At 52.3% G+C, this 23,374-nt stretch carries 23 protein-coding genes and 1 pseudogene; 11 read left to right on the top strand and 13 right to left on the bottom strand.

Annotated features, from left to right (window positions below; all coding sequences use genetic code 11):
- Positions 1 to 25: 25 nt before the first annotated feature.
- A complete protein-coding gene (locus tag DB48_RS14265; RefSeq protein WP_200890557.1) occupies positions 26 to 652 on the bottom strand; it encodes an arginine N-succinyltransferase in 627 nt (208 codons plus the stop codon).
- A 397-nt stretch (positions 653 to 1,049) separates the two neighbouring features.
- Here DB48_RS14265 and DB48_RS19950 point away from each other — a divergent pair, with 397 nt between their 5' ends.
- Positions 1,050 to 1,508 carry a hypothetical protein gene (locus DB48_RS19950; RefSeq protein WP_152619167.1) on the top strand — a complete coding sequence of 153 codons (459 nt, stop codon included), beginning with the start codon at positions 1,050 to 1,052 and terminating at the stop codon, positions 1,506 to 1,508.
- Positions 1,509 to 1,653: 145 nt separating this feature from the next.
- On the top strand, positions 1,654 to 1,908 hold the full coding sequence (locus DB48_RS14255; protein WP_041510894.1) for a DUF2999 family protein: 255 nt from the start codon (positions 1,654 to 1,656) through the stop codon (positions 1,906 to 1,908).
- Positions 1,909 to 2,071: 163 nt separating this feature from the next.
- On the opposite strand, the pseudogene DB48_RS14250 reads toward DB48_RS14255, so the two are convergent.
- Positions 2,072 to 4,098, bottom strand: a pseudogene (locus DB48_RS14250) (prolyl oligopeptidase family serine peptidase).
- A 111-nt stretch (positions 4,099 to 4,209) separates the two neighbouring features.
- Positions 4,210 to 4,617: a hypothetical protein gene (locus DB48_RS14245; protein ID WP_041510893.1), complete on the bottom strand. Its 408-nt coding sequence runs from the start codon at positions 4,615 to 4,617 to the stop codon at positions 4,210 to 4,212.
- A 279-nt stretch (positions 4,618 to 4,896) separates the two neighbouring features.
- On the opposite strand from DB48_RS14245, the gene DB48_RS14240 reads away from it, so the two are divergent.
- The 4 genes from DB48_RS14240 to DB48_RS14225 all read left to right on the top strand — a co-directional run bounded on the left by DB48_RS14240 (position 4,897) and on the right by DB48_RS14225 (position 7,999).
- On the top strand, positions 4,897 to 5,226 hold the full coding sequence (locus DB48_RS14240) for an ArsR/SmtB family transcription factor (protein WP_152619166.1): 330 nt from the start codon (positions 4,897 to 4,899) through the stop codon (positions 5,224 to 5,226).
- A 66-nt stretch (positions 5,227 to 5,292) separates the two neighbouring features.
- Entirely contained in the window at positions 5,293 to 5,541 is a 249-nt protein-coding gene (locus DB48_RS14235; protein ID WP_041510892.1) for a thioredoxin family protein, read from the top strand.
- Positions 5,542 to 5,568: 27 nt separating this feature from the next.
- Positions 5,569 to 6,570 (top strand): permease, encoded by a 1,002-nt coding sequence (locus tag DB48_RS14230; protein WP_041510891.1) that lies wholly within the window; start codon positions 5,569 to 5,571, stop codon positions 6,568 to 6,570.
- A gap of 157 nt (positions 6,571 to 6,727) precedes the next feature.
- Positions 6,728 to 7,999, top strand: a complete 1,272-nt coding sequence (locus tag DB48_RS14225; RefSeq protein WP_041510890.1) for a hypothetical protein — start codon at positions 6,728 to 6,730, stop codon at positions 7,997 to 7,999.
- Positions 8,000 to 8,068: 69 nt separating this feature from the next.
- Here the strand turns inward: DB48_RS14225 and DB48_RS14220 are convergent, their stop codons facing one another.
- On the bottom strand, positions 8,069 to 8,884 hold the full coding sequence (locus DB48_RS14220; RefSeq protein ID WP_200890555.1) for a hypothetical protein: 816 nt from the start codon (positions 8,882 to 8,884) through the stop codon (positions 8,069 to 8,071).
- A 2-nt stretch (positions 8,885 to 8,886) separates the two neighbouring features.
- Positions 8,887 to 10,068 (bottom strand): BamA/TamA family outer membrane protein, encoded by a 1,182-nt coding sequence (locus DB48_RS14215; RefSeq protein WP_041510889.1) that lies wholly within the window; start codon positions 10,066 to 10,068, stop codon positions 8,887 to 8,889.
- Between the two features lie 395 nt (positions 10,069 to 10,463).
- Between DB48_RS14215 and DB48_RS14210 the strand changes: the two genes are divergently transcribed.
- Positions 10,464 to 11,120, top strand: coding sequence for a Qnr family pentapeptide repeat protein (locus DB48_RS14210; RefSeq protein WP_041510888.1), 657 nt, complete (start codon positions 10,464 to 10,466; stop codon positions 11,118 to 11,120).
- Between the two features lie 9 nt (positions 11,121 to 11,129).
- Here the strand turns inward: DB48_RS14210 and DB48_RS14205 are convergent, their stop codons facing one another.
- The 4 genes from DB48_RS14205 to DB48_RS14190 all read right to left on the bottom strand — a co-directional run bounded on the left by DB48_RS14205 (position 11,130) and on the right by DB48_RS14190 (position 14,016).
- Positions 11,130 to 11,534, bottom strand: a complete 405-nt coding sequence (locus DB48_RS14205; RefSeq protein WP_041510887.1) for a hypothetical protein — start codon at positions 11,532 to 11,534, stop codon at positions 11,130 to 11,132.
- A gap of 208 nt (positions 11,535 to 11,742) precedes the next feature.
- Positions 11,743 to 12,849, bottom strand: a complete 1,107-nt coding sequence (locus DB48_RS14200) for an SEL1-like repeat protein (RefSeq protein ID WP_052813794.1) — start codon at positions 12,847 to 12,849, stop codon at positions 11,743 to 11,745.
- Positions 12,850 to 12,861: 12 nt separating this feature from the next.
- Entirely contained in the window at positions 12,862 to 13,203 is a 342-nt protein-coding gene (locus DB48_RS14195; protein ID WP_041510886.1) for a hypothetical protein, read from the bottom strand.
- A gap of 408 nt (positions 13,204 to 13,611) precedes the next feature.
- Positions 13,612 to 14,016 (bottom strand): glycine zipper family protein, encoded by a 405-nt coding sequence (locus DB48_RS14190; RefSeq protein WP_041510885.1) that lies wholly within the window; start codon positions 14,014 to 14,016, stop codon positions 13,612 to 13,614.
- A 331-nt stretch (positions 14,017 to 14,347) separates the two neighbouring features.
- Here DB48_RS14190 and DB48_RS14185 point away from each other — a divergent pair, with 331 nt between their 5' ends.
- Entirely contained in the window at positions 14,348 to 15,409 is a 1,062-nt protein-coding gene (locus DB48_RS14185; protein ID WP_041510884.1) for a nuclease-related domain-containing protein, read from the top strand.
- A 471-nt stretch (positions 15,410 to 15,880) separates the two neighbouring features.
- Positions 15,881 to 16,021 (top strand): hypothetical protein, encoded by a 141-nt coding sequence (locus tag DB48_RS20240; RefSeq protein WP_160290152.1) that lies wholly within the window; start codon positions 15,881 to 15,883, stop codon positions 16,019 to 16,021.
- Positions 16,022 to 16,546: 525 nt separating this feature from the next.
- Here the strand turns inward: DB48_RS20240 and DB48_RS14180 are convergent.
- The 3 genes from DB48_RS14180 to DB48_RS14170 all read right to left on the bottom strand — a co-directional run bounded on the left by DB48_RS14180 (position 16,547) and on the right by DB48_RS14170 (position 19,400).
- Positions 16,547 to 17,059, bottom strand: coding sequence for an Sbal_3080 family lipoprotein (locus DB48_RS14180; protein WP_041510883.1), 513 nt, complete (start codon positions 17,057 to 17,059; stop codon positions 16,547 to 16,549).
- Positions 17,060 to 17,411: 352 nt separating this feature from the next.
- Positions 17,412 to 19,061, bottom strand: coding sequence for a chaperonin GroEL (gene groL / locus DB48_RS14175; protein WP_041510882.1), 1,650 nt, complete (start codon positions 19,059 to 19,061; stop codon positions 17,412 to 17,414).
- A 48-nt stretch (positions 19,062 to 19,109) separates the two neighbouring features.
- A complete protein-coding gene (locus DB48_RS14170; protein WP_033539005.1) occupies positions 19,110 to 19,400 on the bottom strand; it encodes a co-chaperone GroES in 291 nt (96 codons plus the stop codon).
- A 226-nt stretch (positions 19,401 to 19,626) separates the two neighbouring features.
- Between DB48_RS14170 and DB48_RS14165 the strand changes: the two genes are divergently transcribed.
- On the top strand, positions 19,627 to 20,994 hold the full coding sequence (locus DB48_RS14165) for an MATE family efflux transporter (protein WP_041510881.1): 1,368 nt from the start codon (positions 19,627 to 19,629) through the stop codon (positions 20,992 to 20,994).
- A gap of 161 nt (positions 20,995 to 21,155) precedes the next feature.
- On the opposite strand, the gene DB48_RS14160 is transcribed toward DB48_RS14165, so the two are convergent.
- Entirely contained in the window at positions 21,156 to 22,100 is a 945-nt protein-coding gene (locus DB48_RS14160) for a LysR family transcriptional regulator (protein WP_041510880.1), read from the bottom strand.
- 189 nt (positions 22,101 to 22,289) lie between these two features.
- On the opposite strand from DB48_RS14160, the gene DB48_RS14155 reads away from it, so the two are divergent.
- On the top strand, positions 22,290 to 23,372 hold the full coding sequence (locus tag DB48_RS14155) for an efflux RND transporter periplasmic adaptor subunit (protein ID WP_041510879.1): 1,083 nt from the start codon (positions 22,290 to 22,292) through the stop codon (positions 23,370 to 23,372).
- The last annotated feature ends 2 nt before the right edge of the window (positions 23,373 to 23,374 follow it).

Here is a 23,374-nt window from a genome sequence, read left to right as displayed (position 1 = left end):
GCCCCTGGTCGCAAGGGCCTGTTCGCTAACGCCTTAGCTTAAGGTAGAGCTCACCATCGCGGATCTGCAGGTCCTCGACCCCATCGGCGAAGGTGGTCCAGAAGCCGCGGTCGCCAAACTCCCCCACCAGATTGACGTTCTTCATGTTGCCCAGCCAGGCGTTGGGAATCGGTACGCCCATCAGGCTGACGCCGACAAGCGCCACCACCGGGCGACGGGTGGAATCCAGGTGGATATCCAGCCCGGCATTCACTCGCAGGATCTCACCGGCCATGACGGGAAAATCCTGTGGGATGGGAATTAAGATCTTGGCGCTGGCTAGGTTGTCGGAGAAATCGATCGCCACGCGCTCGGCAAAGTCCGGATTGCGACCTATCATGGCGTTGACCTCCTTCTCGCTAAAGGTCACCTGCCTGTCGGCGTCGCGCTCGCGATAGGGCTCGGGCTCAAGCTTACCCGCCCCGCCGTGGCGATCGTCTTTGCGCTCCACCTGCCAGCCCAACTGCGACAGCTTGCTGTCCAGCCGCTGCTCCTCCTTCGCATTGAGGGTCACTGGGGTGAAGGGCGAGGGAAAAATATAGGTCTTGATGATAAAGAAGCTAGCCACCGCGGTCAGCACCATGGTCAGGAGCACGATCATGAAGATCTGCATGCCACTAAAACCTCGCTGACGATGAATCGCCAATCTAGCATTAAACGTATTAGCCAAGAGCACACCTTCCTTTGCCCACCCATCAACAAAGGCTGGGCGCATAGAGTCATTTCTTGCAGGCTATGGTACTTCGACCAAGGGCAGAAAGAAACCTGAGGCACAGACCAGAGTTTATTCACCACAAATCGATACCCTGACAAGACTAAAATCGTCGCCTCGCAAGCTAGGGGCGCTTGCCATTTGTTGCTTGTAATTCAATTTATTAGCCTATGCTTAATTTTGCCCACCAGCGCCAAACGCATTTAGATTAAACATAATTTAAATCCGAAAGCTAAACTGGCCCTAGGGGTTTCTGTTACAGTACCGATTGTCCATTTCGAAAGAGAGGAATTATTCCGTGAATTTAGTAACCAAGATGTCACTTCCCCTGCTTGCCGCATTCGCACTGAGCGCCTGCAATCAGGAGCAAGAGGCTCCCGCTCAACCAACCGAGCAGCCAGCAGAGCAAGCAGCGCCTAAGGCCAAGCTGCCTAACAAGGAAGAGCTAACAGCTGTCCCCAATGGCTTATCAAACGAGAAGAGCGAATCACTGGATAAGGCGATCACCATGACACAGGGTACGGTTCGATATTTCAATCTCGAAGGCGGTTTCTGGGGCATAGTCGCCGACGATGGCCGCCACATACTGCCGCAAAACTTGCCCGAGGAGTATCGCAAGGACGGCCTGCGCCTGAGCTTCAAGGCCCAGGAGGTAAAGGATATGATGACCATACAGCAGTGGGGCATACTCTCGACCCTGAGCGATATCGAGGTGATCGGCAAGGTAGAAAGCAAGTCAGGCGACCCGCTCCTGTAAGCGAGTCTTCAACAGCAACCGGCTCGGCCGGCATGCTCGCCAAGACAGGGCCTATGTGCCCTGCTGCAAGACTATGGCTTGAGCTGGCCGAAGAGGATGCTAGACTAGCGGCCTGTTTTACTTTCAACCGAGACAAGGTAGTGCAATGAACCCGATTATTGCGATCTTAAAAGAACACAATGTCAGCGACGCTCAGATCCAGGAGCTGTTTCAGACCTTGACCGAAAACCCATTGATGGCCATGGGCACCATAGGCCAGCTGGGGATCGCCCCTGAAAAGCTGCAGCAACTGATGGCGCTGGTGATGCAAAACCCGGCCCTGATCAAAGAGGCTGTCACCGAGCTCGGGCTGGATTTCGCCAAGGTCGAGGCGGCCAAGGCGCAACTGCAAAAGCCCTAAACTATCTGTTGCGATATGCTGCAATACAAGAAAGGCTGCCCCGTTATGCGAGGCAGCCTTTTTCTTTAGTGCTAGGCGATAGGATTCATCTATTCGCCTAATTCAACTATTCACCTAATTCAACTATTCACCTTCTCACCTATTCACCCAAGCAATCAGTCGCTTACTGGCCACCCGGCTCGGCGAAGCGGGTCATCCAATCTTTCACTTGGTTATACCAGTAGATGGAGTTGTTGGGCTTCATGATCCAGTGATTCTCGTCTGGGAAGTAGATCATGCGCGACTCTACGCCACGGGTCTGCAGGGTTCTGAATAGCTCGAAGCCCTGACCGACCGGCACGCGATAATCCAGCTGACCGTGGATCACCAGGGTCGGCGTATTGAAGTTAGCCGCGCCATAGTGAGGCGAAATAGACTGGTAGATCTCAGGGTTATCCCAGTAGTTGCCAAAGCGTGGACTGTGTACCGAGAAGTCTGCCGCCATCTGCGAGTACATGTTGTACACGGCGGCGTGGATCAGCAGGGCATTGAAGGGATGCTTCTGCCCCAGGATGATAGAGGTCAGGTAACCACCATAGCTGGCACCACCGGCGACCATGCGCTTGTCATCGATCCAGGATTGCTGCTTAAACCAGTCCGCCGCCTTGAGGACATCTTCCAGCGACTTGTTCTTCCAGTCAGGGTTGATGCTGTCGGCAAAATCCTGGCCGAAGCTGTTGGAGCCGTGGAAATTAGGCCAGGCGGTCACATAGCCCCAAGAGGCAAAGGTCTGGGCGTTCCAGCGATAATGGAAACCGTCCGAGATGGCGTTGTGCGGCCCGCCATGCACCAGCATCATCAGCGGGTATTTCTTGCTGCGATCAAACCCTGGTGGGTAATGCACCCACATCTGAATCTCTTGGTCCTTATAACCCTTGTAGGTCACCGACTCATAGGTGCCGAGATCCACATCGGCAAGGATCTCATCGTTAAAGCTATCCAGGCGAGTGGTCTTGCCATTTCTGGCGTTAACCTTCACTAGGCGCGCCGGATAGAGGAAGCTGTCGTTGGCCGCCACCAAGGTGCCATCTTGAGCAATAGCGGGCTTACCAAAGTTGGTCGCCTTGGTGATCGCCTTCACCTTGCCGTTTTTAGCGTCGATATGATACAGGCGTCGGGTGGCCGCATCGTCGATGGCGGCATAGAAGCCCTTACTGTCCGGGGTCCACTCGAAGCGAGCCACTGAGCGATCCCAGTTCTTGGCGAGCATCTTAGTGCTGCGCTTTTTCAGATCGAACAGCATCAGCTTGGCGGTATCGGCATAGAAGCCCTGAATATGCTGGCGGGTGAATGCCAGCGTCTTGCCGTTGGGGCTGAACGCTGGGTTGCTGTCTGGCGCCTGATTGTCTGGGGTAATGTTTTCCGCCATGCCGCTGCCGATGGCTGCGAGGAAGATATCTATCTTAGGATTGACCTGATTGTCGCTACCGTTGGCGTTGAAGGCGATCCAGGCTTCATCCGGCGCAATATCATAGCTCGACGCGCCTTGAGAAGAGCGCGGCAGCTCGATGTTCAGCGGCTGAGTCACCGCCTCGACCTCGCCGCCCTTGGGCGAGATACGGAACACATGGGCCTGACGGCCTTCATCGATCCAGTGATCGAAGCTCGAATAAGGCAGGGCGTTCCACTGGTGGGCCGACACCTTGTTGTCCTTGTCGGCCTTTAGCTGCTCGCCTATCTCTTTCCAGTTTTTACCGGGATAGACAGAGCTGATGAAATAGAGGTGCTCGCCCACCCACTTGAGGCCATAGACGCCGCTAGGCACCTCGGTCAGACGCTGCGCCTCGCCTGGGCCGTCCATAGGCAGCAGGTAGATCTGACCCGCCTCATCCTTATCGCGCTTGCTGATAAAGGCCAGGGTCTTGCTGTCTGGCGAGAATACCGGCTCGCTCACCCGCAGCCCCTTGGCGGTCAGCGCCCGCTGCTGCTTGCCGTCCTTACCGAACAGCCACAGCTGGGTGTTGCCCTTGTCCTCGGGCACATCGTACTCTGTCACTGGGGCGATTATGTATTCGCCATTGGGGGAAATGCTGGGATTACCTATTCGGCTGAGCTGCCACAGCACCTCTACCGACAGGGGCTTGCCCGTCTGGGCAAAAACCGCGTTACCGGCATCAAGATGCACAGCAAGAGTATGGCTATCTTCTTCACGCGTCCTCTCCTTCAACTTGTTGATATTGTGATTTGGCCAACATGATCGGCCCTAAGACTTAAACCAAACTTAATCCTTTAAACTCAACCAGAATTCAGTAGCGGCTGGCGCTAGAAACGAAAAGAGAGATCCACGCCCACATAACTGCCACCGTGCTCGGGCTTGACCACAGGGCTAAGCAGATAACCGTCGGTGACATAGGCGCCGATGGCGGCGCCCAGGGTATGAGACGCCGCGTCGAGCAAGGCTTCGCTAGCGGTGTTGGTGCCCTTGTCATACTCATGATATTGCACCAGGACGCCAATGGCTGTGCTAACGGAGAATCCCATCCAGGCTCTGTCATACTGAGGCGTCCAGGCATCGGATGCCCACACCAGTGCCCCGGCCATCACGGCGCCGCCGGCGGCATGGCTCGCCTCACTGTTAAAGCCATTGCTGGCGGAAACCTGGCTGCTAAACAGCCCCAATCCCAGTAGCAGGGCCAGCGGCAATCTAGGGGATATTTTCGGTGTCTTCATCTTAGCTCCTTTCGATGAGCGATTTACTCACTCTAGCACCAAGCGACCTAAGTACAAATTTTCACCACCCTCTAAATACAGCTTGCCATGTGGACTCGCCAGAGTTGCATAAACTGCATAGGCGAATCCCATTCATTGCAAATCAGCCCAGGCTCACAAAGCGTCCGCTAGATGACACCTGCATCACAAACCCGAGCTAAACCCTTGATAAAAGGTTACTCGTCGGTAAAACATTTGGCTATTATGCCAAATGAAGCCAACACTTTTTTAAGACGCACCATGAAACCAGTCATGACCCAGGCCCAGCAGCAACGACTCAACAGCCGCGCCGCGGTACTTAAGGCACTGGCCCACCCGACCCGCCTCTGGCTGGTTGAGCAGCTGGAACAGCAGGAGCGCTGTGTCTGCGAACTCACCGACGGCGTAGATGCCGACATCTCTACCGTCTCCAAACACCTGTCACTGCTTAGGCAAGCCGGTATCGTCGCCAGCCGCCGCGAGGGCAAGCAGATCTACTATCGCCTGGAAACGCCTTGCCTGCTCAGCATGCTGACCTGCATCGAGACCGCACTCGAGGCGCCAACAACCAAAAGCTGCTGCGGCAGATAATCATCTACCAGCAATGAGCAAGGCCCATAGCAGAATAAATTCAATCCGTTAGATAAGGAACAACAGATGAAGATAGAAGTACTCGGCAGTGGCTGTAAACGCTGCACCAACCTCGCCAATGATATCGCCAGGATCGCAGACGAGCTGAACCTGGAGATAGAACTGAGCAAGGTTACCGATATCGCCCAGATCGCCGCCTATGGCGTCATGTCGACCCCTGCCATAGTGGTCGACGGCGAGGTGCTGGCGGCCGGGCGCCTGCCCAGCGACGAAGAACTCACCCAACTGCTAACCAAGATCCACAAGGTGCAATAACGCCTCAGGCATCTCTAGGGAGGGCCCATGCTAGCCTGGTTTACCCAACTCGCCGATCTGCTGGTCGTTGATCTCATCGGCCTCTCCAGTCAGAGCGCCTGGGGTCAGGCGCTGCACTTCTTTATCGAAGACACCAGCAAGATCTTCGCCCTGCTCCTGATAATGATCTACCTGATCGGCTGGCTGCGGGCGGCGCTCAACGTCGAGCTGGTGCGCGACTATCTGGCGGGCAAGCCTAAGCTGCTGGGTTATGGCCTGGGGGCGGGCTTTGGTGCCATCACTCCCTTCTGTTCCTGCTCCAGCATCCCAGTGTTTCTCGGCTTTACCACGGCGGGCATTCCCGTGGGGATCACCATGGCGTTTCTGCTCACCTCGCCGCTGATCAACGAGGTCGCCATCCTGCTGCTGTTTAGCCTGCTCGGCGCCAAGGTCACCCTGCTCTATGCCCTCACCGGCATCACCATAGGCATGCTCGGTGGCGCCCTGCTGGATCTGCTGCATGCCGAGCGCTGGCTACAACCACTGGCCGCCAACGCCTACCAACGAGGCGTTTCTCAGGCGCAAACTGCCGCGGCTCACTCCTCGCCCATGAATCCGCTAGGCATGAGCTGGCGCCAGCGTCACCAGTTTGCCAAGGAGGAGACACTCACCATCTTCGGGCGAGTGTGGAAATGGGTCATCATAGGCGTTGGCCTGGGCGCGGCCCTGCACGGCTTCGTGCCCGCCGGTTTCCTGGAGGCCAATTTAGGCGACGGCCAGTGGTGGTCAGTCCCTGTCGCCGTGTTGATGGGCATCCCCCTGTACGCCAACGCCACCGGCGTTATCCCCGTACTGGAAAGCCTGTTGATGCAGGGCGTCCCCCTGGGCACTACCCTGGCATTTTGCATGAGCACAGTCGCCGCCAGCTTTCCCGAGTTCGTCATGCTCAAGCAGGTGATGCGCTGGCGCTTACTCGCCATGCTGTTTGGCCTGCTGCTGGTCGCCTTCACCCTGATGGGCTGGGTGCTGAACCTGGTCACCATTAGCTGATGACAAAGCGGGAGCATTCGCGATAGCATAGGCGAATGGAAAACCATCGTTCGCTAAACCTCTAATTTACATTGTAAATATGATGGAATTAGCGAAGGATTGATGAGGAAAAGCCTCGCTCCACGCTTAATGAAACTACCCGCAACAAGGACTTTGCATGAAACAAGGATTGGTATTTCTCGGTCTGGCCCTGGGTGGCCTGGCCCTCAACGTCAACGCTCAGCAATGCGATCTCACCATCACAGGCACAGTGCCCGAAGGGATTAGCCTGGATAAGCTGGTCGTCTCCACCTACAACAAGGAGCTGCCGGTCATCAGCCGGGACTATTCCCTGTGCGCCAGCAAGCAAGATCTTGAGGTCGTCGGCCGCCATAGCCCCAACAACACCATCTACCTGATGGACAAGAGTGGCACCATCCCCAGAGGCATATATACCGCCGAGGTGTTTGTGCAGAGCAAGGCAATCACCCTAGGCCCCGCCTCCAGCCTGACCAAGCAAGCCTGTAACCTGCGCTGCGGCTACTATGCCAGCCAAAGGGTGCTGCACTCAGACAAATTGCAGCAACTGGCAAGCCAGTACCAACAACTGCTGGCCAGCGATCGCAAGGCGATTGGTGCCTTCGTTAGCCAGCATAAGGCCGAGTTAGCCCAACTCTACTATGGCGATATAAAGCCCAAGTCCATGGCGCCTGTCGATACCAGCGATCTCTGGGTCGATCCCTACAGCGGTGCAGGGCTCTACTTCGATTCGCCCAACACCATACTCAACAGCACCTTTAGTGACACTGTGGGCACCGAGGCCAGAGAGGCGCGCAAACAGGATAAGGCCGTCGCCGAGGTGATGAAGCAACATATGGCCTCGCTACAAGGCGTGATGAAGGGCTTCAACAGCTGGCAAGAACGTGTAGAGGCAGTCGACAGGGTCAGCGGCGAGCTCAAGGCCAGCCAAGATCCGGCGGCGATAAAGGTAGCCCAGCTGCTAGAAGACGCGATAAAAAAAGCCGAGGAGACACTTAACAATTACCTTAGCAACGACAACAAGACGCCCGTCACCTCACTGACCCAGGCCGATAAGACGTTCAACCTCTTGTTGGCCGACTGGACTGTTGCCGCCTATACCCACAGCAAGGACAAGCAGGCCTTCTCGGCGCTGTTTAGCGAGCAGTTTAAGCAGCAACTGCCGATAAAAGATCGCGAATTAGACAAGGCGCTGAGCCGCCTTATCGACCTGCCACAACATCTGGGTAAGATGTCACTCACGGATGGCTATCAACACATTCAGATAGAGTTTAACCATGCCCTGCCGGCCTCGAATAAACGCTATGAGTTTAAGGATGCGCTGCACAGCGTCAGCTTCGTCTATGAGAAAGGTGCCTGGCGACTCGACAGCGTCAGCCAGCTGCCCATTAGCCACTATAACCAGGGTTAAATCAGGGCTAAATAAGGGCCAAGCCTTTGACGCTAAAAGCCTTACCCAAATGAGCGTTGCGGCTCGGCCCTATGAGGCTGAGTCGCAACTCGAGCTGTAGTGATTGAGTTCGATAAGCCCCTGTAGCAGGATGCCGTGATAGCGCGCCTTGATGAGCTGATAATCCAGCTCGGGGGCGAAGTAGTAGGTCACCTCTTCGGCGCCTGTCTGCTCCACCGGCACTAAGGTCAGCTTCCCCCAGGGGGTCTGCTGTAAAGGCTGAGGGGATTTTACGTAGAATTGATAAGGCTCCATGGCATCCGAGGCCTGGCGGACCAGGGCAAACTGGTGCCGCCCCTTTAACAGCAAGCGCCGCATCTCGATCGCCAGGGTATCCACGTCGCGCAGCGCCTTCTCCGGTGAGCGATAGTCGGTTACCTCACCGTCCAGTGTCACCCGAGAGGCGCGACCATTGTCGCTAAACTCTACCTGCATGTCGCGGGCACGAAAGCCGCTCACCTGCTGGTGAAACGCCTGGGTGATCCACTCCTCTGTGGCCTCTGACCAGGTTAACTCGGCTCTCTGCCTGTAGCGGGTGCCTATACCTAAGATGCTGGCCTCACTGTCTGAGGTCACCACGGCGCTTTTGCCCTGCCACTGCTCGGTGCGGCTCATGGTGCCCGTGTGTATGCCGCTCAGATAGATATCGTAATCCAAGCGGCGCGTACACTGCAGCTTTTCCTTGAGGGATGCATCGATAAAAGCCTGCTTTTGGCTATCACCAGGCTCTACCTCGCCCGCCTTCGCGCCCTGGCTAGTCGCCAGGACCGCAATAACGGCAGACGCAACCAGCACAAGCTTGGTGTTAACACAGAATCTGGCAGGCAAAGCGAGCGGCGCAGCCATCACTAGAAAACTTCGTTCACGTTGAGGTAGAAGTTGGTCTCGTTCTCGCCGACACCAATATCCAGACGCAGGTTGATCTTGTCTTTGAGCTTGAAGCGGAAGCCCGTGCCGTAAGTGGTCAGCAGTTCGTCGTTGAGCTCGCTCACCTTGTCGGCCACGCTGCCCACACCGCCCCAGAACACCATGCCATAGCGCTGGAAGATAGGCAGACGATATTCCACCTGCCCCATCATCATCTGCTTGTCACGGTAACGTCCCTTGATGTAGCCGCGCATGGCGCTTGAGCCACCGAGATCCGGCAGCATGTTCCAGGGCACGTCACCACTGGTGAAGTGACCCTGCACCTGCCAGGCAATCAGGCCCGGCATGCCGCTCAGTAAAGAGGTGGTGCTGAGATCGATATAGTTCGCCAACTCGAGATCGTACTTGGCAAAGCTGTCGTACTCGCTGTTTTGATACAGACCCGCGTCCAGCTGTAACAACCACCCCTGGGTGGCATTGAGGCGATAGTCTCGCGAGTCATAGATGCTGGTCACCACCAGACCCGAACTCAGGTTATCGGGCAGGATGCCATCGGATGGCAGGGGCAGATCGCCCTCCACCCGAGTGAACTTGTCGGCACTGGCGTAGGTAAAGTCGGCGCCCACGCCGACAAAATAGTTGTCGGCCAGCTGAGTCATCCAGCGCGGCGTAAAGCTGTAGAGCTGCTCATCGAACTCATGATGATTGCTGTCGATATTGCCATCTGCTATGCCGCGTCCGTAATAGACAGACGCCTCGTTGTGCAGCTCCAGACCCAGCAGCAGACGCTGCTTGCCGCCGTTGAAGAAGGTCATGTTCTCCACTTCGACGCCATAGGAGTTGTTCATCGACACGAAGGAGTTAAGCACCAATGAGGAAGGCTGCTCCTCGGGCGCCGCGCCGTCTGTCTTATACAGGCCCACCATCAGCAGGCCCACACCGAACTTCTTCTCCGGCGTGTAATAGGCAGTCGGCAGGTAGCTCATGTCTATGGTCTTGCTGTCGTCAAACTCACCGTCGGCGCCAAACACGTCGAGGATCTCATCCACCCAGGTCGGCGGCATATCTTTGGGGGTTTCAATCAGGGGGTCGACGGCAAACGCTAGGTTAGAAAAAGCCAGGTTAGAACAGGCCAGCAGGGACAAACATAAAATCCGTTTCATAGACACTCGAATCAGTAATGGAAAAAGAGAAATAAGCTCGGCAGTCGCGAGGTGACCCCAAGTTCGGCCACGGCCGCACCGAAGCCGAGCGGCATTTTACCACCCCAGCGCCGTTCAACAACGACTTTTTCGATTAACAAATGTTCAAAAATGCCGCCAATGGCTCAACTAAGGCGCCGCGATTGAGTCGAATTTAATCAAACGCGCTAAGGCTAAAAACTTTTTTCACCATCCGTTCATACCGATTCGATGTCGAACGTGGCTTACGATGCCGTTTTTCCCCCTTAGCATCGCGATTTGAGCACATTTTAAAATGCTGATTTTAAAGGGTTTGTTTTTGGTGAAAATTAAGTATCTGAGTGCTAAGGTGCAGGCGGTTTATTTGAGGAGTATGTATGGATCTTATCGACAAAGTTTTTACGCAGCAGGACTTTTCGCGCCAAGACTTGAGCGACCGCCGTTTTCGACGTTGCCACTTCTACCAGTGCGATTTTCGCCACGCCAACCTGCGAGATGCCAGCTTCGAAGAGTGTCATTTCATCGAACCCGGCGCCATAGAAGGCTGTCACTTTAACTTCGCCGACCTGCGTGATGCGAGCTTTAAGGCTTGCCGACTCTCTCTGGCCAATTTTGCCGGAGCCAACTGTTTTGGCATCGAATTAAGAGAGTGCGATCTTAAGGGCGCCAACTTTTCCCGCAGCCGATTTTACAACCAGATCAGTCATACTGTGTACTTCTGCTCCGCCTACATCACGGGCTGCAACCTCGCCTACGCCAACTTAAACGACCAATGCCTGGAAAAGTGCGAACTGTTTGAAAACAACTGGCGCAGCGCCAATCTTAACGGGGCCTCGTTGATGGGCTCGGATCTTAGTCGCGGCAGCTTCTCTCAAGATTGCTGGCAGAACTTGAACATACGCGGGTGTGACCTCACCCATGCAGAGCTCGAGGGACTCGACATCAGAAGTGTCGACTTGGAAGGCGTGAAGATCTGTGCCTGGCAGACGGAGCAATTACTAGAGCCGCTAGGGATAGTCGTGATGCCTGGCTAATCGCTAGAATTAGCGTACCCAGCGCATTAGCTGATTGGCGTCTAGCCCACCGAGCTGGCGCTTAATCAGTTTGCCCGAGCCGTCGAACAGCAGGAGTTCGGCGGTGCCCGCCCGGTATTTAGCAATCAATTGGTCGCCCTCTGGGGTGCCGACTCTGGCCAGCAGAAACACCAGGTTATCGCCAAGATGACCACGCGCCTCGTTCATCTGCTCGGTCTGGGTATGGCTCACCGCCAGGTTAGGGTCGTAGACAAACACCAGCGCCGGTGTCCCCTGACCTATCTCCTCATGGGTTGCCTTAAAGCCCTTGGGCATCATCATGATCAGCAGCGCGATCAGTCCCACCACGGCCAGGCTCACCCCGATCGCCATCCAAGGCCCACGCTTAGTCCCGTTTAAATGCCGCTCTCCCATGCTGCTCGCTCCCTTGATAACTCATCCAAAACTAAATAGTCACCATGTTACCCAGGTAAGCTGAGGTAAATCTTAAAAGTGAGTAATAATTCCATAGAGTGAAACGCACTATCCTTTAGGAACAACTCCTACTCTGTCAGAGATAAAAGTCACTAGACATATAATCAAAATTATTACAATTCTATGCCACTTAGTTAGTAGGAAAATGCTATTTCATGCTGGCTAGCTTCTCTTTCGCTTTAGCATTTCCCTTCGCTGCCGACAAACTAAACCACTTCTTAGCTTCGACATAATCTATCGGTAGACCTATACCTGAGTCATACATGATGCCAATTAGGTACTGAGCAGTACTATGCCCTTGTTCAGCCGCAAGCAGAAAGTAGTGAGCCGCTTCCTCATAATTTTGCGGTTTACCGGCTCCCTTAAAGAAACAATACGCAACTTTTGTTTGAGCTTCAGCGTGGCCTTGTTCAGCAGCTAATTGAAACCAATCACAGGAGACTGTAGGGTCCTTTTTTACCACTTGACCGACTCTATAGACCTCACCCAGATAATATTGCGCCTCAACAAGTTGTTGCTCAGCAGCTAAGTTTAATAATCTCATAGACTCTTGATTATTTAACTCAACACCTTCACCTTTGGCATACAACAAAGCCATGCTGTATTGAGCATCGGGATTGTTAAGGTTCGCCGCCTTTGAAAAATACGTTACGGCAAGCGGCAGGTCTTTTGGTACATCAGTACCGTAATAATACATTGATGCCAGAACATAACCTGCCTCACCAGACCCGCCTTCTACCGCAAGCTGATACCATTTAATTTTCTCTTGTATATTTTTCTCGACGCCCAAACCTTTTGCATACATAGAGCCAACAACATCATATGCAGGTACAAATCCTTGTTCTGCGGTTTTGAGCAACCATTTAAACGCTAATTCATAATTAATGTCAGTTCCCTGACCAGCATAATAGGAAAGTCCCAAGTTAAATTGCGCCCGCACATTGCCAAGCTCTGCGGCCTGTTTATATAACTTAAGCGCTTTTTGCAGATCCATATCGACGACAATACCTTCGTCATAAAAATTAGCTAGGTAATTTATAGCATCAGGATCGCCACCATCAGCCAAAGGCTGTATGATTGCAAATGCTGCAGCGTAATCGCCATTTTCCATGGCTAACTCTGCGCGTTCGACATTGGCATAGCAACTGAATGATGCAACGCCAAGTAAAATAAAACAGATAAACTCTCTCATCGCTTTTCCATACTCAAATTTGAATACTTCCACAGTAAACAGATTGCGGAAGAAAACTTTCAACCCAACGCGTTTTTAAATACCCATTATTGCCATCGGCAAAGCGAATAACATGACTAGGCTATTGGCTATAGAAATAGCGGCTGTAATTTTTGCAAGGACCGCCCAATAAACTTTTCCCTGATATAAACTTGCAGCCTTCCACACGCCAATGCATACAACCAGAATATAGACAGCATAGATCATGTTGAAAATGAACAGTGCATTGACATCTTGCAGTGCTTTAATGACGACATTAAAAATTATCCCGCCTAAGAAATAAGCCCCCCAAAATGTATCAACCAAGCCCAGCTTCCCAGTAATTAACCTTTTTATAATCCCACCCTCTTGGGGCATCGCTGAGCTAAGCTCTTCCATATTCTTATCCTTTAAAAAACGTTAAATCTTACGCTCATTACAAAACGATAACATATCACAAGGTTTGAATTAGAAAAGCAAGCGGAGGCAAATATTAAGAAATGATTCAATTGTTCAGGATTAAGCTAATCGTTAGCGCAAGAAGTTAGGCGGCACTGCGCAGGTGATTAAGATTATGCAGCATGGCGAGCGCGCGGTGTTTGAATTCGGTGGGCGGTTACTCTGGCCGACGCCTGCGCCTGCTGTAGGTTTTGCCTATCTAGTAGGGTCGCCAACCTCTTGCTGCGAGCCATGGGAATATCCGACTCCGAACAGGTTGCGGCAAAGAAGAAAACCAAGCACTCGGTGAAAAGCGCCCGAAGAGATGACGAGGGCAAACGCTGTCGCGTTGCCCCTGCAATAAGTTAACTAGTTCAGCACTATGTAGCCACGATTGGCCATGCACTTTTTCATCACATTGTCTTTCTCAAGCTCATAAGCCTCACCGTCATGCTGCTTTTCGGCCCTGTGTTTCAGCGCGCCAGAGACCAAGCCGATGCCCGCACCGACTTTAGCCCCATTGGAGCCACTACCACCCGCAATAGCACTGCCCGCCGCCCCTATGGCCGCCCCTCGTGCGGCGCTGCCTACCATGTCACGCCCCGCCGAATTACCCTGCTGTTTCTGAACCTGCTGGCTAAGCGTCTGACACTCATACAGATCGGCGTGATACTGAGTCTGGTCGACATCCTTTGTATCGATAATCACATTGGCGCTGACCATCAGAGGCGCGAGCGCACCTAACATCATTAACTTGGGGAGAATCAATTTCATCGTTACCGTCCTAACATAAAAAGTTAGCCGCACTTTAAGCCAGGAACCGACAACCCACTAATCCCACTTGAAGGATGAAACCCTTCCAACATAGGCGCAGTCTAGCGAGCAAAACCTCCTCAGCTAGTCAAACATCCCTGCATGTCGATAGCCCCATGAGAGCCAATTATCCGAAAACAGGACGTCAAGATTGGTTGAAGCAAAGGAAGACCAAGCAGGTAGAAAGCAAACTTTGCTCATATTTCTGCACTTTGTCACCAGTATGAAATCAGATACACTTGGCCATTATCAGTTTGCTCATGATTGAGCAGTGAATGGATGCGATTGATAAATGATTCTAAAAAACAAATCACTTCAAGCAGTACAATCCCCGCAAGCCTATGCAGGACAAAAGCAAGAACAGGACGTTGCTTTCTTTCTACGCCGCGCCTTCAAAGACCATCCTCAAGTGTTGGTCATCAACAACTTCAAGTTCAGTTTTAACGATGAAACGGCACAGATAGACCACCTGATCGTCTACACCTACGGTTTTATATTAATCGAGTCAAAGAGCATCAAGGGTCAGGTTAAGGTTAATCAACAGGGAGAGTGGACTCGCAGCCATCAGGGAAATTGGTTTGGTATGGCCTCCCCAATCAAACAAGTCGAGCTACAACAGGCGCTTTTGCTGCAACTGTTGTCGCATTACAGAAGTGAGATTCTCGGCAAACTACTGGGCTTCAAACAACAGGGCTTTAGCCTGCGAGAATGGGATCATCTTTGCGCCGTATCGAGCGATGCAATAATTAACCGCGACACCATGCCTAAGCAGATCTCAGAAAAGCTGGTGAAAACCGAATTTCTAGTCGATAAGCTCAACGAGATAATGAATCTCAAGAGCAAGTTTACACGCTTGGTCAACTTTACCGATACCCGTCCCGGCTTTAGCCAAGATGAACTTAATTCTGTAGCTGATTTCTTGATAAGTCATGACATCGACAAGTACCACTCGCAGACACAGTGTGAAGCTAGCGAGCCTGCTACGTGGACACATAAAAACTTAGAACAAGGCGAAATTCTTATAGATTCAGAGGCGATTCAACAGGCTGCTAAGCCACAACCTGTTATGCAACTGCAAGAAACCCATCCTCCTTACCAGGCTCAGGCTCAGGCTCCACAGAATAATGTAGTCCCACAACTAAAACTGCTTTGTAAACACTGTGGTGAATCAGCCGATTACCAGCCAATGTATGGTAAATACGGATACTACATCCATTGCAACCAGTGCACTAAAAACACACCCATGAAACAGGATTGTCCCCAGTGCCAAAGCAAGCATACCCGAGTACAGAAAAGACAAGAAACCTACACGCTAAACTGCAGAGATTGCAGCTTTAGTCAGCAGGTGATTTAGTGATAAGGAACGTTTAATGTAACGTGATTCATTACTTAACTTACATCAAACCAAATCTCGATTAACCAAGGAGGCGACTTCTTCAAAACTAGGCCCCCATGTCATCATCGCTCGATTCGAGATGCGTAACAGCAAATGTTGTGTGTGAATAAGGGATAACTACGAGCTAATTAGTCATCATCTTCCCAGCTCCCCTCCCCAATGAGTACGCATACACTTCCCGGTACAATTCCAGCTACAAAAAGCCCCGGTATCATACGATGCCGGGGCCTTTCATTCATTTGGTTTAGGCTGTTAAGCTCTATACCTGCGGATTTTTTTTGCTAATTTTAGCGCAGGTTAAATCGAGTTAGCATATGGCGACACGTAGCTTTCTGAAACGAGCGAGTAGCAACGCCACTAATAATTAAAGGGGTCAAAAGCTAATAGCCCACAATCATTTTAACTAAAACAGAATGAAAAGGAGTTAGAATGGACAGCCCATTTTCAAATCTTCAGCTAGCCATTGCAGGCACAACCTTTAGCTTTATAGCATGCTTTGGTTTTGCTTATGCACGTGTCACCACATGCTTTGCCTTTCCTACAAGTCTTACAGCAATATTTACTGAATGAGACACCAGAATTCTTTGCTATAAATTGATTAATGAAGCTGTTCCCTTCATAAGTATTATTAGCAAAAAAATCATTTTGGTTTGATTTTACTATTAGGTTTTGATCGTTTGTCAGCTCCTCAACTGAAGAACTAAATGCCATCGTAGAAAATAGTGATACTAGAACTAATAAACATACATATAACGGTTTCATCTTATGATTCTCGATTAAAGTAATGTTTTAATCGTATGGTAATCAGAGTGTATAAAACTCAACCAGCCTCACATATCCAAGTAATCCTTAAAATTTTTCCCCGAAAACCTTACCGACTAAAGACGCTTCTACATTAAGGTTGTGAATATGCAGATTTATACTTCGGACACAAAAAAGCCTCAGTACTTTTTCAAGTCACTGAGGCTTTCTCTATTAGGTTCTAGGCTTTTTGGGTCTAAGACCAGCAGAGCATTTTACGTGGTATAAATCTCGTTATAGCAAGGCGCTTTACAGCCTCTATGGTAGCGAAACTATTTGCCTAACCATTACTAACTAGCAGTCATAAGCACAGGTCGATGCTGATTTAGCACTTCTATCTTTACCATGCTCTAGTTGACGTTCAGCATCTTTTACTGAAATCTTTTGGAAGAACACTTCCATAATTAGATTTAATCTTTCTTCTGCGTCGCCAAACTTATCCATACCACCATACCTTACTGAATCGAAATCAAGTTCGGCCACTTTATTTCCTTTATTATCAGTAACATCTAAGTTTACGTAACGCATATAAGTTGCCATGTCCCACCACCAGTTAGCATTGAATTCGAACATGACTTGATCTTCATCTAGCTTAGCATTTGGACTTGCAGTTTCTTTGGACACATTGTAACCATTATCAACCATCCAGTTAGTAACAATACTCCTAACTTTTGCGGTTTGATTTGGATCGTTTGTCATCACGATTTCTTTTTCAAAATTTGGATCCATTGGCTTTAGCGTTGTTAGACCATTGCTTGAACAACCTGTAACAGCGATTAAAACCAAACCGAATATGATCTTTCTCATGTGAATGTCTCTTTAGGTTACGTGTAGGGGGACAGCACCAAGTATATAATTATTCGTCTATTTAGATAGTTACAATATTAACCTTACTTCAACAATTTATAAAAGATTGGCCGTATCGATACAGGTATCGTCACACGGATTTTGGTATTAAGCACATAAAACAAAGCCCCGACATCGTAAGATGTCGGGGCTTTACTATTTAACTAACTTGGTTTCAGGCTGTTAAGCGTTAGACCAGCAGATTATCTAGCGTAGGAAAAATCGTTTTAGAGCAAGGCATCTTGCCGCGACGTTTAGCTGTCTAAACGAGTGGCAAGATAACGCCGCTATAGACGATTTTAACCAGCTAGGATTACATCATGCCCATGCCGCCCATACCACCCATGCCACCGCCCATGCCGCCCAGATCGCCGGCACCAGCTTCTTGTGGAATCTCACCTACCATAGCTTCGGTAGTGATCATCAGACCCGCGATAGATGAAGCGAACTGTAGCGCGCTACGAGTCACCTTAGTTGGGTCAAGGATACCCATCTCTAGCATGTCACCATATACGTCGCTACCGGCGTTGTAACCATAGTTACCTGAGCCGTTCTTAACGTTGTTGGCAACCACTGAGGCTTCTTCACCTGCGTTAGTGGCGATCTGACGTAGTGGCGCTTCCATGGCGCGCAGTGCGATAGTCACACCGTGCTTCTGGTCTTCGTTAGCCACTTCAACTTCACCGATCTTAGAGGCAACGCGAACCAGGGCAACACCACCACCGGCAACCACACCTTCTTCAACGGCGGCGCGAGTCGCGTGTAGTGCATCTTCTACGCGAGCCTTCTTCTCTTTCATTTCAACTTCGGTAGCTGCGCCAACCTTGATCACTGCAACACCGCCGGCCAGCTTAGCCATACGCTCTTGTAGCTTCTCTCTGTCGTAGTCAGAAGTAGACTCTTCTGCCTGGATCTTGATTTGTGCAACGCGGGCAGAGATCTGCTCTTGCTCGCCGGTACCGTCGATGATGGTAGTGTCATCTTTGGTGATCACGACGCGCTTAGCCGTACCCAGATCTTCCAGAGTGGCTTTTTCAAGCTCTAGGCCGATCTCTTCGGCAATTACCGTACCGCCAGTCAGGATAGCGATATCTTGTAGCATCGCCTTACGACGGTCACCGAAACCAGGTGCCTTAACCGCAGCAACCTTAACGATACCGCGCATGTTGTTCACCACCAGCGTCGCTAGGGCTTCGCCTTCAACGTCTTCGGCGATGATCATCAGTGGCTTACCAGTTTTCGCCAGACCTTCAAGGATTGGCAGTAGCTCACGGATGTTAGAGATCTTCTTGTCAACCAATAGGATGTATGGGTTTTCAAGTTCAACGCTGCCGGTTTCTGGCTTGTTGATGAAGTATGGAGACAGGTAACCGCGGTCAAACTGCATACCTTCAACCACGTCTAGTTCGTTCTCTAGTGCCTGACCTTCTTCAACGGTGATCACGCCTTCTTTACCCACGCGCTCCATCGCAGTTGCGATGATTTCACCGATAGACTCGTCAGAGTTAGCAGAGATAGTACCTACCTGAGCGATAGCCTTAGTGTCGCTGCACTCTTGAGACAGTGTCTTCAGCTCGGCAACGGCAGCTACAACCGCCTTGTCGATACCGCGCTTAAGATCCATTGGGTTCATGCCAGCGGCAACGGCTTTCAGACCTTCGGTCACGATAGCTTGCGCCAGTACGGTTGCAGTAGTGGTACCGTCACCGGCGGCGTCGTTGGCTTTAGAAGCAACTTCTTTCACCATCTGTGCGCCCATGTTTTCGAACTTGTCTTCCAGCTCGATCTCTTTAGCTACCGATACACCGTCTTTGGTGATCAGCGGCGCGCCGAAGCTCTTGTCGAGCACCACGTTACGGCCTTTAGGGCCCAGGGTAACTTTAACTGCGTTAGCCAGTACGTTTACGCCCGCAAGCATTTTTACGCGAGCGTCATTGCCAAATAAAACTTCTTTAGCTGCCATGTTCTGTATCCTTTAATAAAATTCTGGTTAAACGGGATATTGAGTGGATTATTCCACTACAGCCATTAAATCTGATTCAGATAGGATCAAGACCTCTTCACCGTCGATCTTCTCTTTCTTCACGCCATAACCTTCGTTGAAGATCACTATGTCACCCACTTTTACGTCGAGTGGTTGCACAGTGCCATTTTCAAGAATTCGGCCATTGCCTACAGCAAGAACTTCACCGCGAGTTGACTGCTCGGCTGCACTACCTGTCAGTACGATGCCACCGGCTGATTTTGATTCAACTTCAGAACGCTTAACAATGACGCGGTCATGTAATGGACGAATATTCATCTACGGACTCTCCTAATGATTTTTTTGCCCAACAAACGTTGGCGGTTTATCAAAAAAAAGTGCGGCGACTTCGCTTTCGCCGCGGGATGTTCGATATATGGGGATGGGGTTGCTGAGATCCAAGGGCTTTACAAAAAAAATCTGATTTTTTTTAACTGGGTTTTATAAAAGATCAGCCATTCCTGATAGAATTGCCCTCCTTCTGTTACCTAGGCATTCCACTTACATGAGAGACAGACACGGGCTGCTCAGTCAGCCAATCGGTCGTGTACTGCTAAATATGAGCCTCCCGAACCTGATTGGTATTCTCACCATTCTTGGGTTCAGCCTTGTAGACACTTTTTTTATCAGCCAGTTAGGCACAGAAGCCCTGGCCGCCATCAGCTTTACCTTTCCGGTCACCCTGATTGTTTCCAGCATCGCCATCGGCATAGGCGCCGGGGTATCGACCAATTTGGGCCGCCTCATCGGCAGCGGCAACAGCCCCAAGGCAAGGGTGTTTCTGCATGACGCCCTGCTGATCACCTTCTGGCTGATCGCCGCCATCTCGCTGCTGGGCAGCCTGTTTATCGGCCCGCTGTTTAGCCTGCTGGGGGCCAACGAACTCAGCCTGCCGCTGATCCGCGACTATATGTTTCTCTGGTATCTGGGGGCGCCGCTGCTGGTGCTGCTAATGGTGGGTAACCAGGGGCTGCGCGCCACGGGGGATACCAAGTCACCGGCCAAGATCATGGCGCTGGCGGCGCTGATCAACCTGGTGCTCGACCCCTTGCTGATCTTCGGCATTGGGCCCTTCCCACGCCTGGAAATTCAGGGCGCGGCCATCGCCACCCTAGCCTCCTGGATAGTGGCACTGTCCTTGTCGGGATACCTGTTGATCATCAAGCGTAACCTGGTGGACTTTGCCGAATTTAATCTGCAGCGGATTCACTGCAACTGGCGCCAGCTGGCCCATATCGCCCAACCGGCGGCGCTGATGAACCTGCTCAACCCAGTGGCTAACGCCATCATCATGGCCATGCTGGCCCGCATCGACCACAGCGCGGTGGCGGCCTTCGGCGCCGGTACCCGATTGGAGTCGGTACTGCTGATCGCCGTGATGGCGCTCTCCTCCAGCTTGGTGCCCTTCATCGCCCAAAATCTGGGGGCGGGACAGACCCAGCGCGCCCGCGACGCCCTCATGCTGTCGCTGCGTTTCGTGCTGGTGTTCCAGACCCTGATCTACCTGCCGCTGGCGCTGCTGGCGAACCCAATCGCCCAGCTGTTCAGTAAAGATCCCCAGGTGATCGAGTGGCTCGCCTTCTATGTCATCGCCCTGCCCGCCGCCTATGGTCCGCTAGGCATGGTGATCCTCACCGCCACCTCGCTCAACGCCTACCACAGGCCCATGAGCTCATTGGTGCTTAACCTCTGCCGCCTGTTTCTGCTGCTGTTGCCGCTGGCGGCGCTGGGTTCCTACCTAGGCGGGGTTAAGGGTCTGCTGCTGGCACTGCCTATTACCAATGCCGTGATGGGTATCGCCTGTTATATCCTGGCCAGTCGCATCACAGAGCCTGACACCACGCCTGAGCATGTGGAGATCTACAAGCGTTAGCGCCTCCGCCATGTTTGGCAAAGCTTTTATTTGAGAGGAATTGAGTCGCGGCTGATGATGTTTGAGCTGGTATGGTCGGTAGTACTGGCAGTGCTACCGGAGAGCCTGATGATGGCTCCCGGTTATCGGCTTTCTCGAGCCGAGTTGTCATCAATGCCAGCTTAGGAAAGCGGCTTGATCACGCCCTTGGTTCTGGCTTCGCGGTCACAGGCGCCGTTTTGAATGCACTCTTCTAACGCCCGCATCATGTGGTCGATAAAGCGTTGGCTGGCCAGGCTGATGAAGCGCCGCGACGGGTAGACCAGGAAGCACTTGCCCTCATAGGGTTCAATATCTTCAAATAGCATCACCAGCTTGCCCTGCTCCACATACTCCTGGGCTATCGGCAGCGGCATCATAGAGATCCCCCGCCCCATGAGGGTCGCTTCTAAACAGGTATCCAGGCTGTTGACGCAGAGATTGCCCGACACCGACAGTATCCTGTCTTTACCGAAGGGGACTTCGTTGAAGATCCGCCCGTTGGGGTAGCGAAACAAAATCGCGTTGTGCTCCGACAACTCCTCTGGTTTAGTGGGGTGGCCTGCACGCGCCAGATACTCTGGACTGGCAAAGAAGTGTACGGTTTCGGTGATCAGGTGGCGCGCCACCATCTCATTTTCGTTAAAGGCATCCTCGAGCATGAAGGCCAGATCGATATTGTTGCGGATCATATCCTTGGGCTCTGAGCTGACGATGATCTCCACCGTCAGCGCCGGATTCAGATCCATAAACGCAAAGATGGCATGGGTGATATAGAGGATCTCGGGAATGGGGAAGATCAGGATGCGCAGGTGTCCAGACACTGCGGCCTCGCCCCCCGACAGCTCTGAGAAGGTCTGCTCCAGGGTCGCCAGCAAGGGAGTGGTTTTATTGTAGAAATGACTGCCTGACGCTGTGAGGGTCATGGCCCGGCTCTGACGATGAAACAGCTTCACATTGAGCTCATCTTCCAGCGCCTGCAGACGGCGACTCAGGGTCGATTTAGGCACATTGAGTATATCGGCCGCCTCGACCAGGCTACCCGTCTCGACGATACGGTGGAACAGGGCAATATCTTCGGTTTTCATCACTGACTCACTAACACGCTAAACCTGATTGCCTATTACTTTGCACACACACGTCAGGGTAAATCAAGTCAATATCGTTTCATTTTATGGAACCCACAGTTCCACATAATTCCATTTTAATAGATGTATCACGCTGCTATCTTAGCCAGCCATGAGATACACCTTGTCACAATTAATGGAGTTTACGATATGAAACCCCTGACAACCTCACTTTCACTACTCGTAATGACTCTAGTACTTGCCGGTTGCAGCACAGAATCTGCCGAGATAACCCCGCCCAGCGTGCGCCCCGTTAAGCTGCTGGAGATCGCCGAGCTAGGTAGCGGCACCCTGAGAAGCTTCCCCGCCAAGGTGGCCGCCACCAAGCAGGCCGAGCTCTCCTTCCGCCTGTCGGGTCAGCTGGTCGAATTCACCCTGGTGGATGGTCAGCGTGTCACCAAGGGCGAGGTGCTGGCACGTCTGGACGACAGAGACGCCCGCAACAACCTGCTCAACCGCGAGGCGGATCATGAGCTGGCCCAGGCCGACTTTAACCGTAAGGGCGAGCTGCTGCGCCAGGCGCTGATCTCCCAAGCGGAATATGACTTAGCCAAGGCGCAGCTGAAATCCAGCGCCGCCAACCTGGCCAGCGCCCAGGATCAGCTGAGCTATACGGTGATCAAGGCGCCCTTTAGCGGCACGGTCGCCAAGACCAAGATAGAGAATTTCCAGATAGTGCAGGCCAACCAGCCGATTCTGGTGCTACAGAAAGATCGTTTCATCGACGTGGTGATCCAGGTGCCCGAGTCGCTGGCCAGCCGCGTGACCTCCTTTAATCCCCACTCGCCTTCGCTGCCCATGGTGACCTTTAGCAACCATCCAGAGCAGCAATATGCGGCGCGTCTCAAGGAGTTCGCCACCCAGGTCACTCCGGGTACCCAGAGCTATGAGGTGGTGTTTACCCTGCCGACCCCGACCGAATTTAGCGTACTGCCGGGCATGAGCGCCCAGCTGGTGCTGGATATCGCCGGTCCCGATGCCGACAAGAAGAGCGCCATAGTGCCGCCGAGCGCCGTACTCAAGCGGGATCAGGACGGCACGCCTATCGTTTGGACCTATGATCTGGGCACAGGCCAGGTGAGTTCCCGCGAGGTGAGCCTGGGTAAGGTCACCAGTGAGGGCATAGAGATCACTCAGGGCCTGACGGTGGGCGACCGTGTGGTGGTCGCAGGTGTGGCCCAGCTCAGCGAGCATCAACAGGTCAAGCCTCTGCGCTGGCAACGAGGTGTTTAACC

This window comes from Shewanella sp. cp20 (genome assembly GCF_000832025.1).
GTDB lineage: Bacteria > Pseudomonadota > Gammaproteobacteria > Enterobacterales > Shewanellaceae > Shewanella.
Note: the sequence above shows the minus strand (reverse complement) of the source record. Positions and strands in the feature narration are given on the sequence as shown.

Excerpts from the sequence above, each read along its gene's own strand:
- DB48_RS14265 (WP_200890557.1), bottom strand. The coding sequence starts at position 652 with ATGCAGATCTTCATGATCGTGCTCCTGACCATGGTGCTGACCGCGGTG.
- DB48_RS14255 (WP_041510894.1), top strand. The coding sequence starts at position 1,654 with ATGAACCCGATTATTGCGATCTTAAAAGAACACAATGTCAGCGACGCT.
- DB48_RS14245 (WP_041510893.1), bottom strand. The coding sequence starts at position 4,617 with ATGAAGACACCGAAAATATCCCCTAGATTGCCGCTGGCCCTGCTACTG.
- DB48_RS14240 (WP_152619166.1), top strand. The coding sequence starts at position 4,897 with ATGAAACCAGTCATGACCCAGGCCCAGCAGCAACGACTCAACAGCCGC.
- DB48_RS14235 (WP_041510892.1), top strand. The coding sequence starts at position 5,293 with ATGAAGATAGAAGTACTCGGCAGTGGCTGTAAACGCTGCACCAACCTC.
- DB48_RS14230 (WP_041510891.1), top strand. The coding sequence starts at position 5,569 with ATGCTAGCCTGGTTTACCCAACTCGCCGATCTGCTGGTCGTTGATCTC.
- DB48_RS14225 (WP_041510890.1), top strand. The coding sequence starts at position 6,728 with ATGAAACAAGGATTGGTATTTCTCGGTCTGGCCCTGGGTGGCCTGGCC.
- DB48_RS14220 (WP_200890555.1), bottom strand. The coding sequence starts at position 8,884 with ATGGCTGCGCCGCTCGCTTTGCCTGCCAGATTCTGTGTTAACACCAAG.
- DB48_RS14215 (WP_041510889.1), bottom strand. The coding sequence starts at position 10,068 with ATGAAACGGATTTTATGTTTGTCCCTGCTGGCCTGTTCTAACCTGGCT.
- DB48_RS14210 (WP_041510888.1), top strand. The coding sequence starts at position 10,464 with ATGGATCTTATCGACAAAGTTTTTACGCAGCAGGACTTTTCGCGCCAA.
- DB48_RS14205 (WP_041510887.1), bottom strand. The coding sequence starts at position 11,534 with ATGGGAGAGCGGCATTTAAACGGGACTAAGCGTGGGCCTTGGATGGCG.
- DB48_RS14195 (WP_041510886.1), bottom strand. The coding sequence starts at position 13,203 with ATGGAAGAGCTTAGCTCAGCGATGCCCCAAGAGGGTGGGATTATAAAA.
- DB48_RS14190 (WP_041510885.1), bottom strand. The coding sequence starts at position 14,016 with ATGAAATTGATTCTCCCCAAGTTAATGATGTTAGGTGCGCTCGCGCCT.
- DB48_RS14185 (WP_041510884.1), top strand. The coding sequence starts at position 14,348 with ATGATTCTAAAAAACAAATCACTTCAAGCAGTACAATCCCCGCAAGCC.
- DB48_RS20240 (WP_160290152.1), top strand. The coding sequence starts at position 15,881 with ATGGACAGCCCATTTTCAAATCTTCAGCTAGCCATTGCAGGCACAACC.
- DB48_RS14180 (WP_041510883.1), bottom strand. The coding sequence starts at position 17,059 with ATGAGAAAGATCATATTCGGTTTGGTTTTAATCGCTGTTACAGGTTGT.
- groL (WP_041510882.1), bottom strand. The coding sequence starts at position 19,061 with ATGGCAGCTAAAGAAGTTTTATTTGGCAATGACGCTCGCGTAAAAATG.
- DB48_RS14170 (WP_033539005.1), bottom strand. The coding sequence starts at position 19,400 with ATGAATATTCGTCCATTACATGACCGCGTCATTGTTAAGCGTTCTGAA.
- DB48_RS14165 (WP_041510881.1), top strand. The coding sequence starts at position 19,627 with ATGAGAGACAGACACGGGCTGCTCAGTCAGCCAATCGGTCGTGTACTG.
- DB48_RS14160 (WP_041510880.1), bottom strand. The coding sequence starts at position 22,100 with ATGAAAACCGAAGATATTGCCCTGTTCCACCGTATCGTCGAGACGGGT.
- DB48_RS14155 (WP_041510879.1), top strand. The coding sequence starts at position 22,290 with ATGAAACCCCTGACAACCTCACTTTCACTACTCGTAATGACTCTAGTA.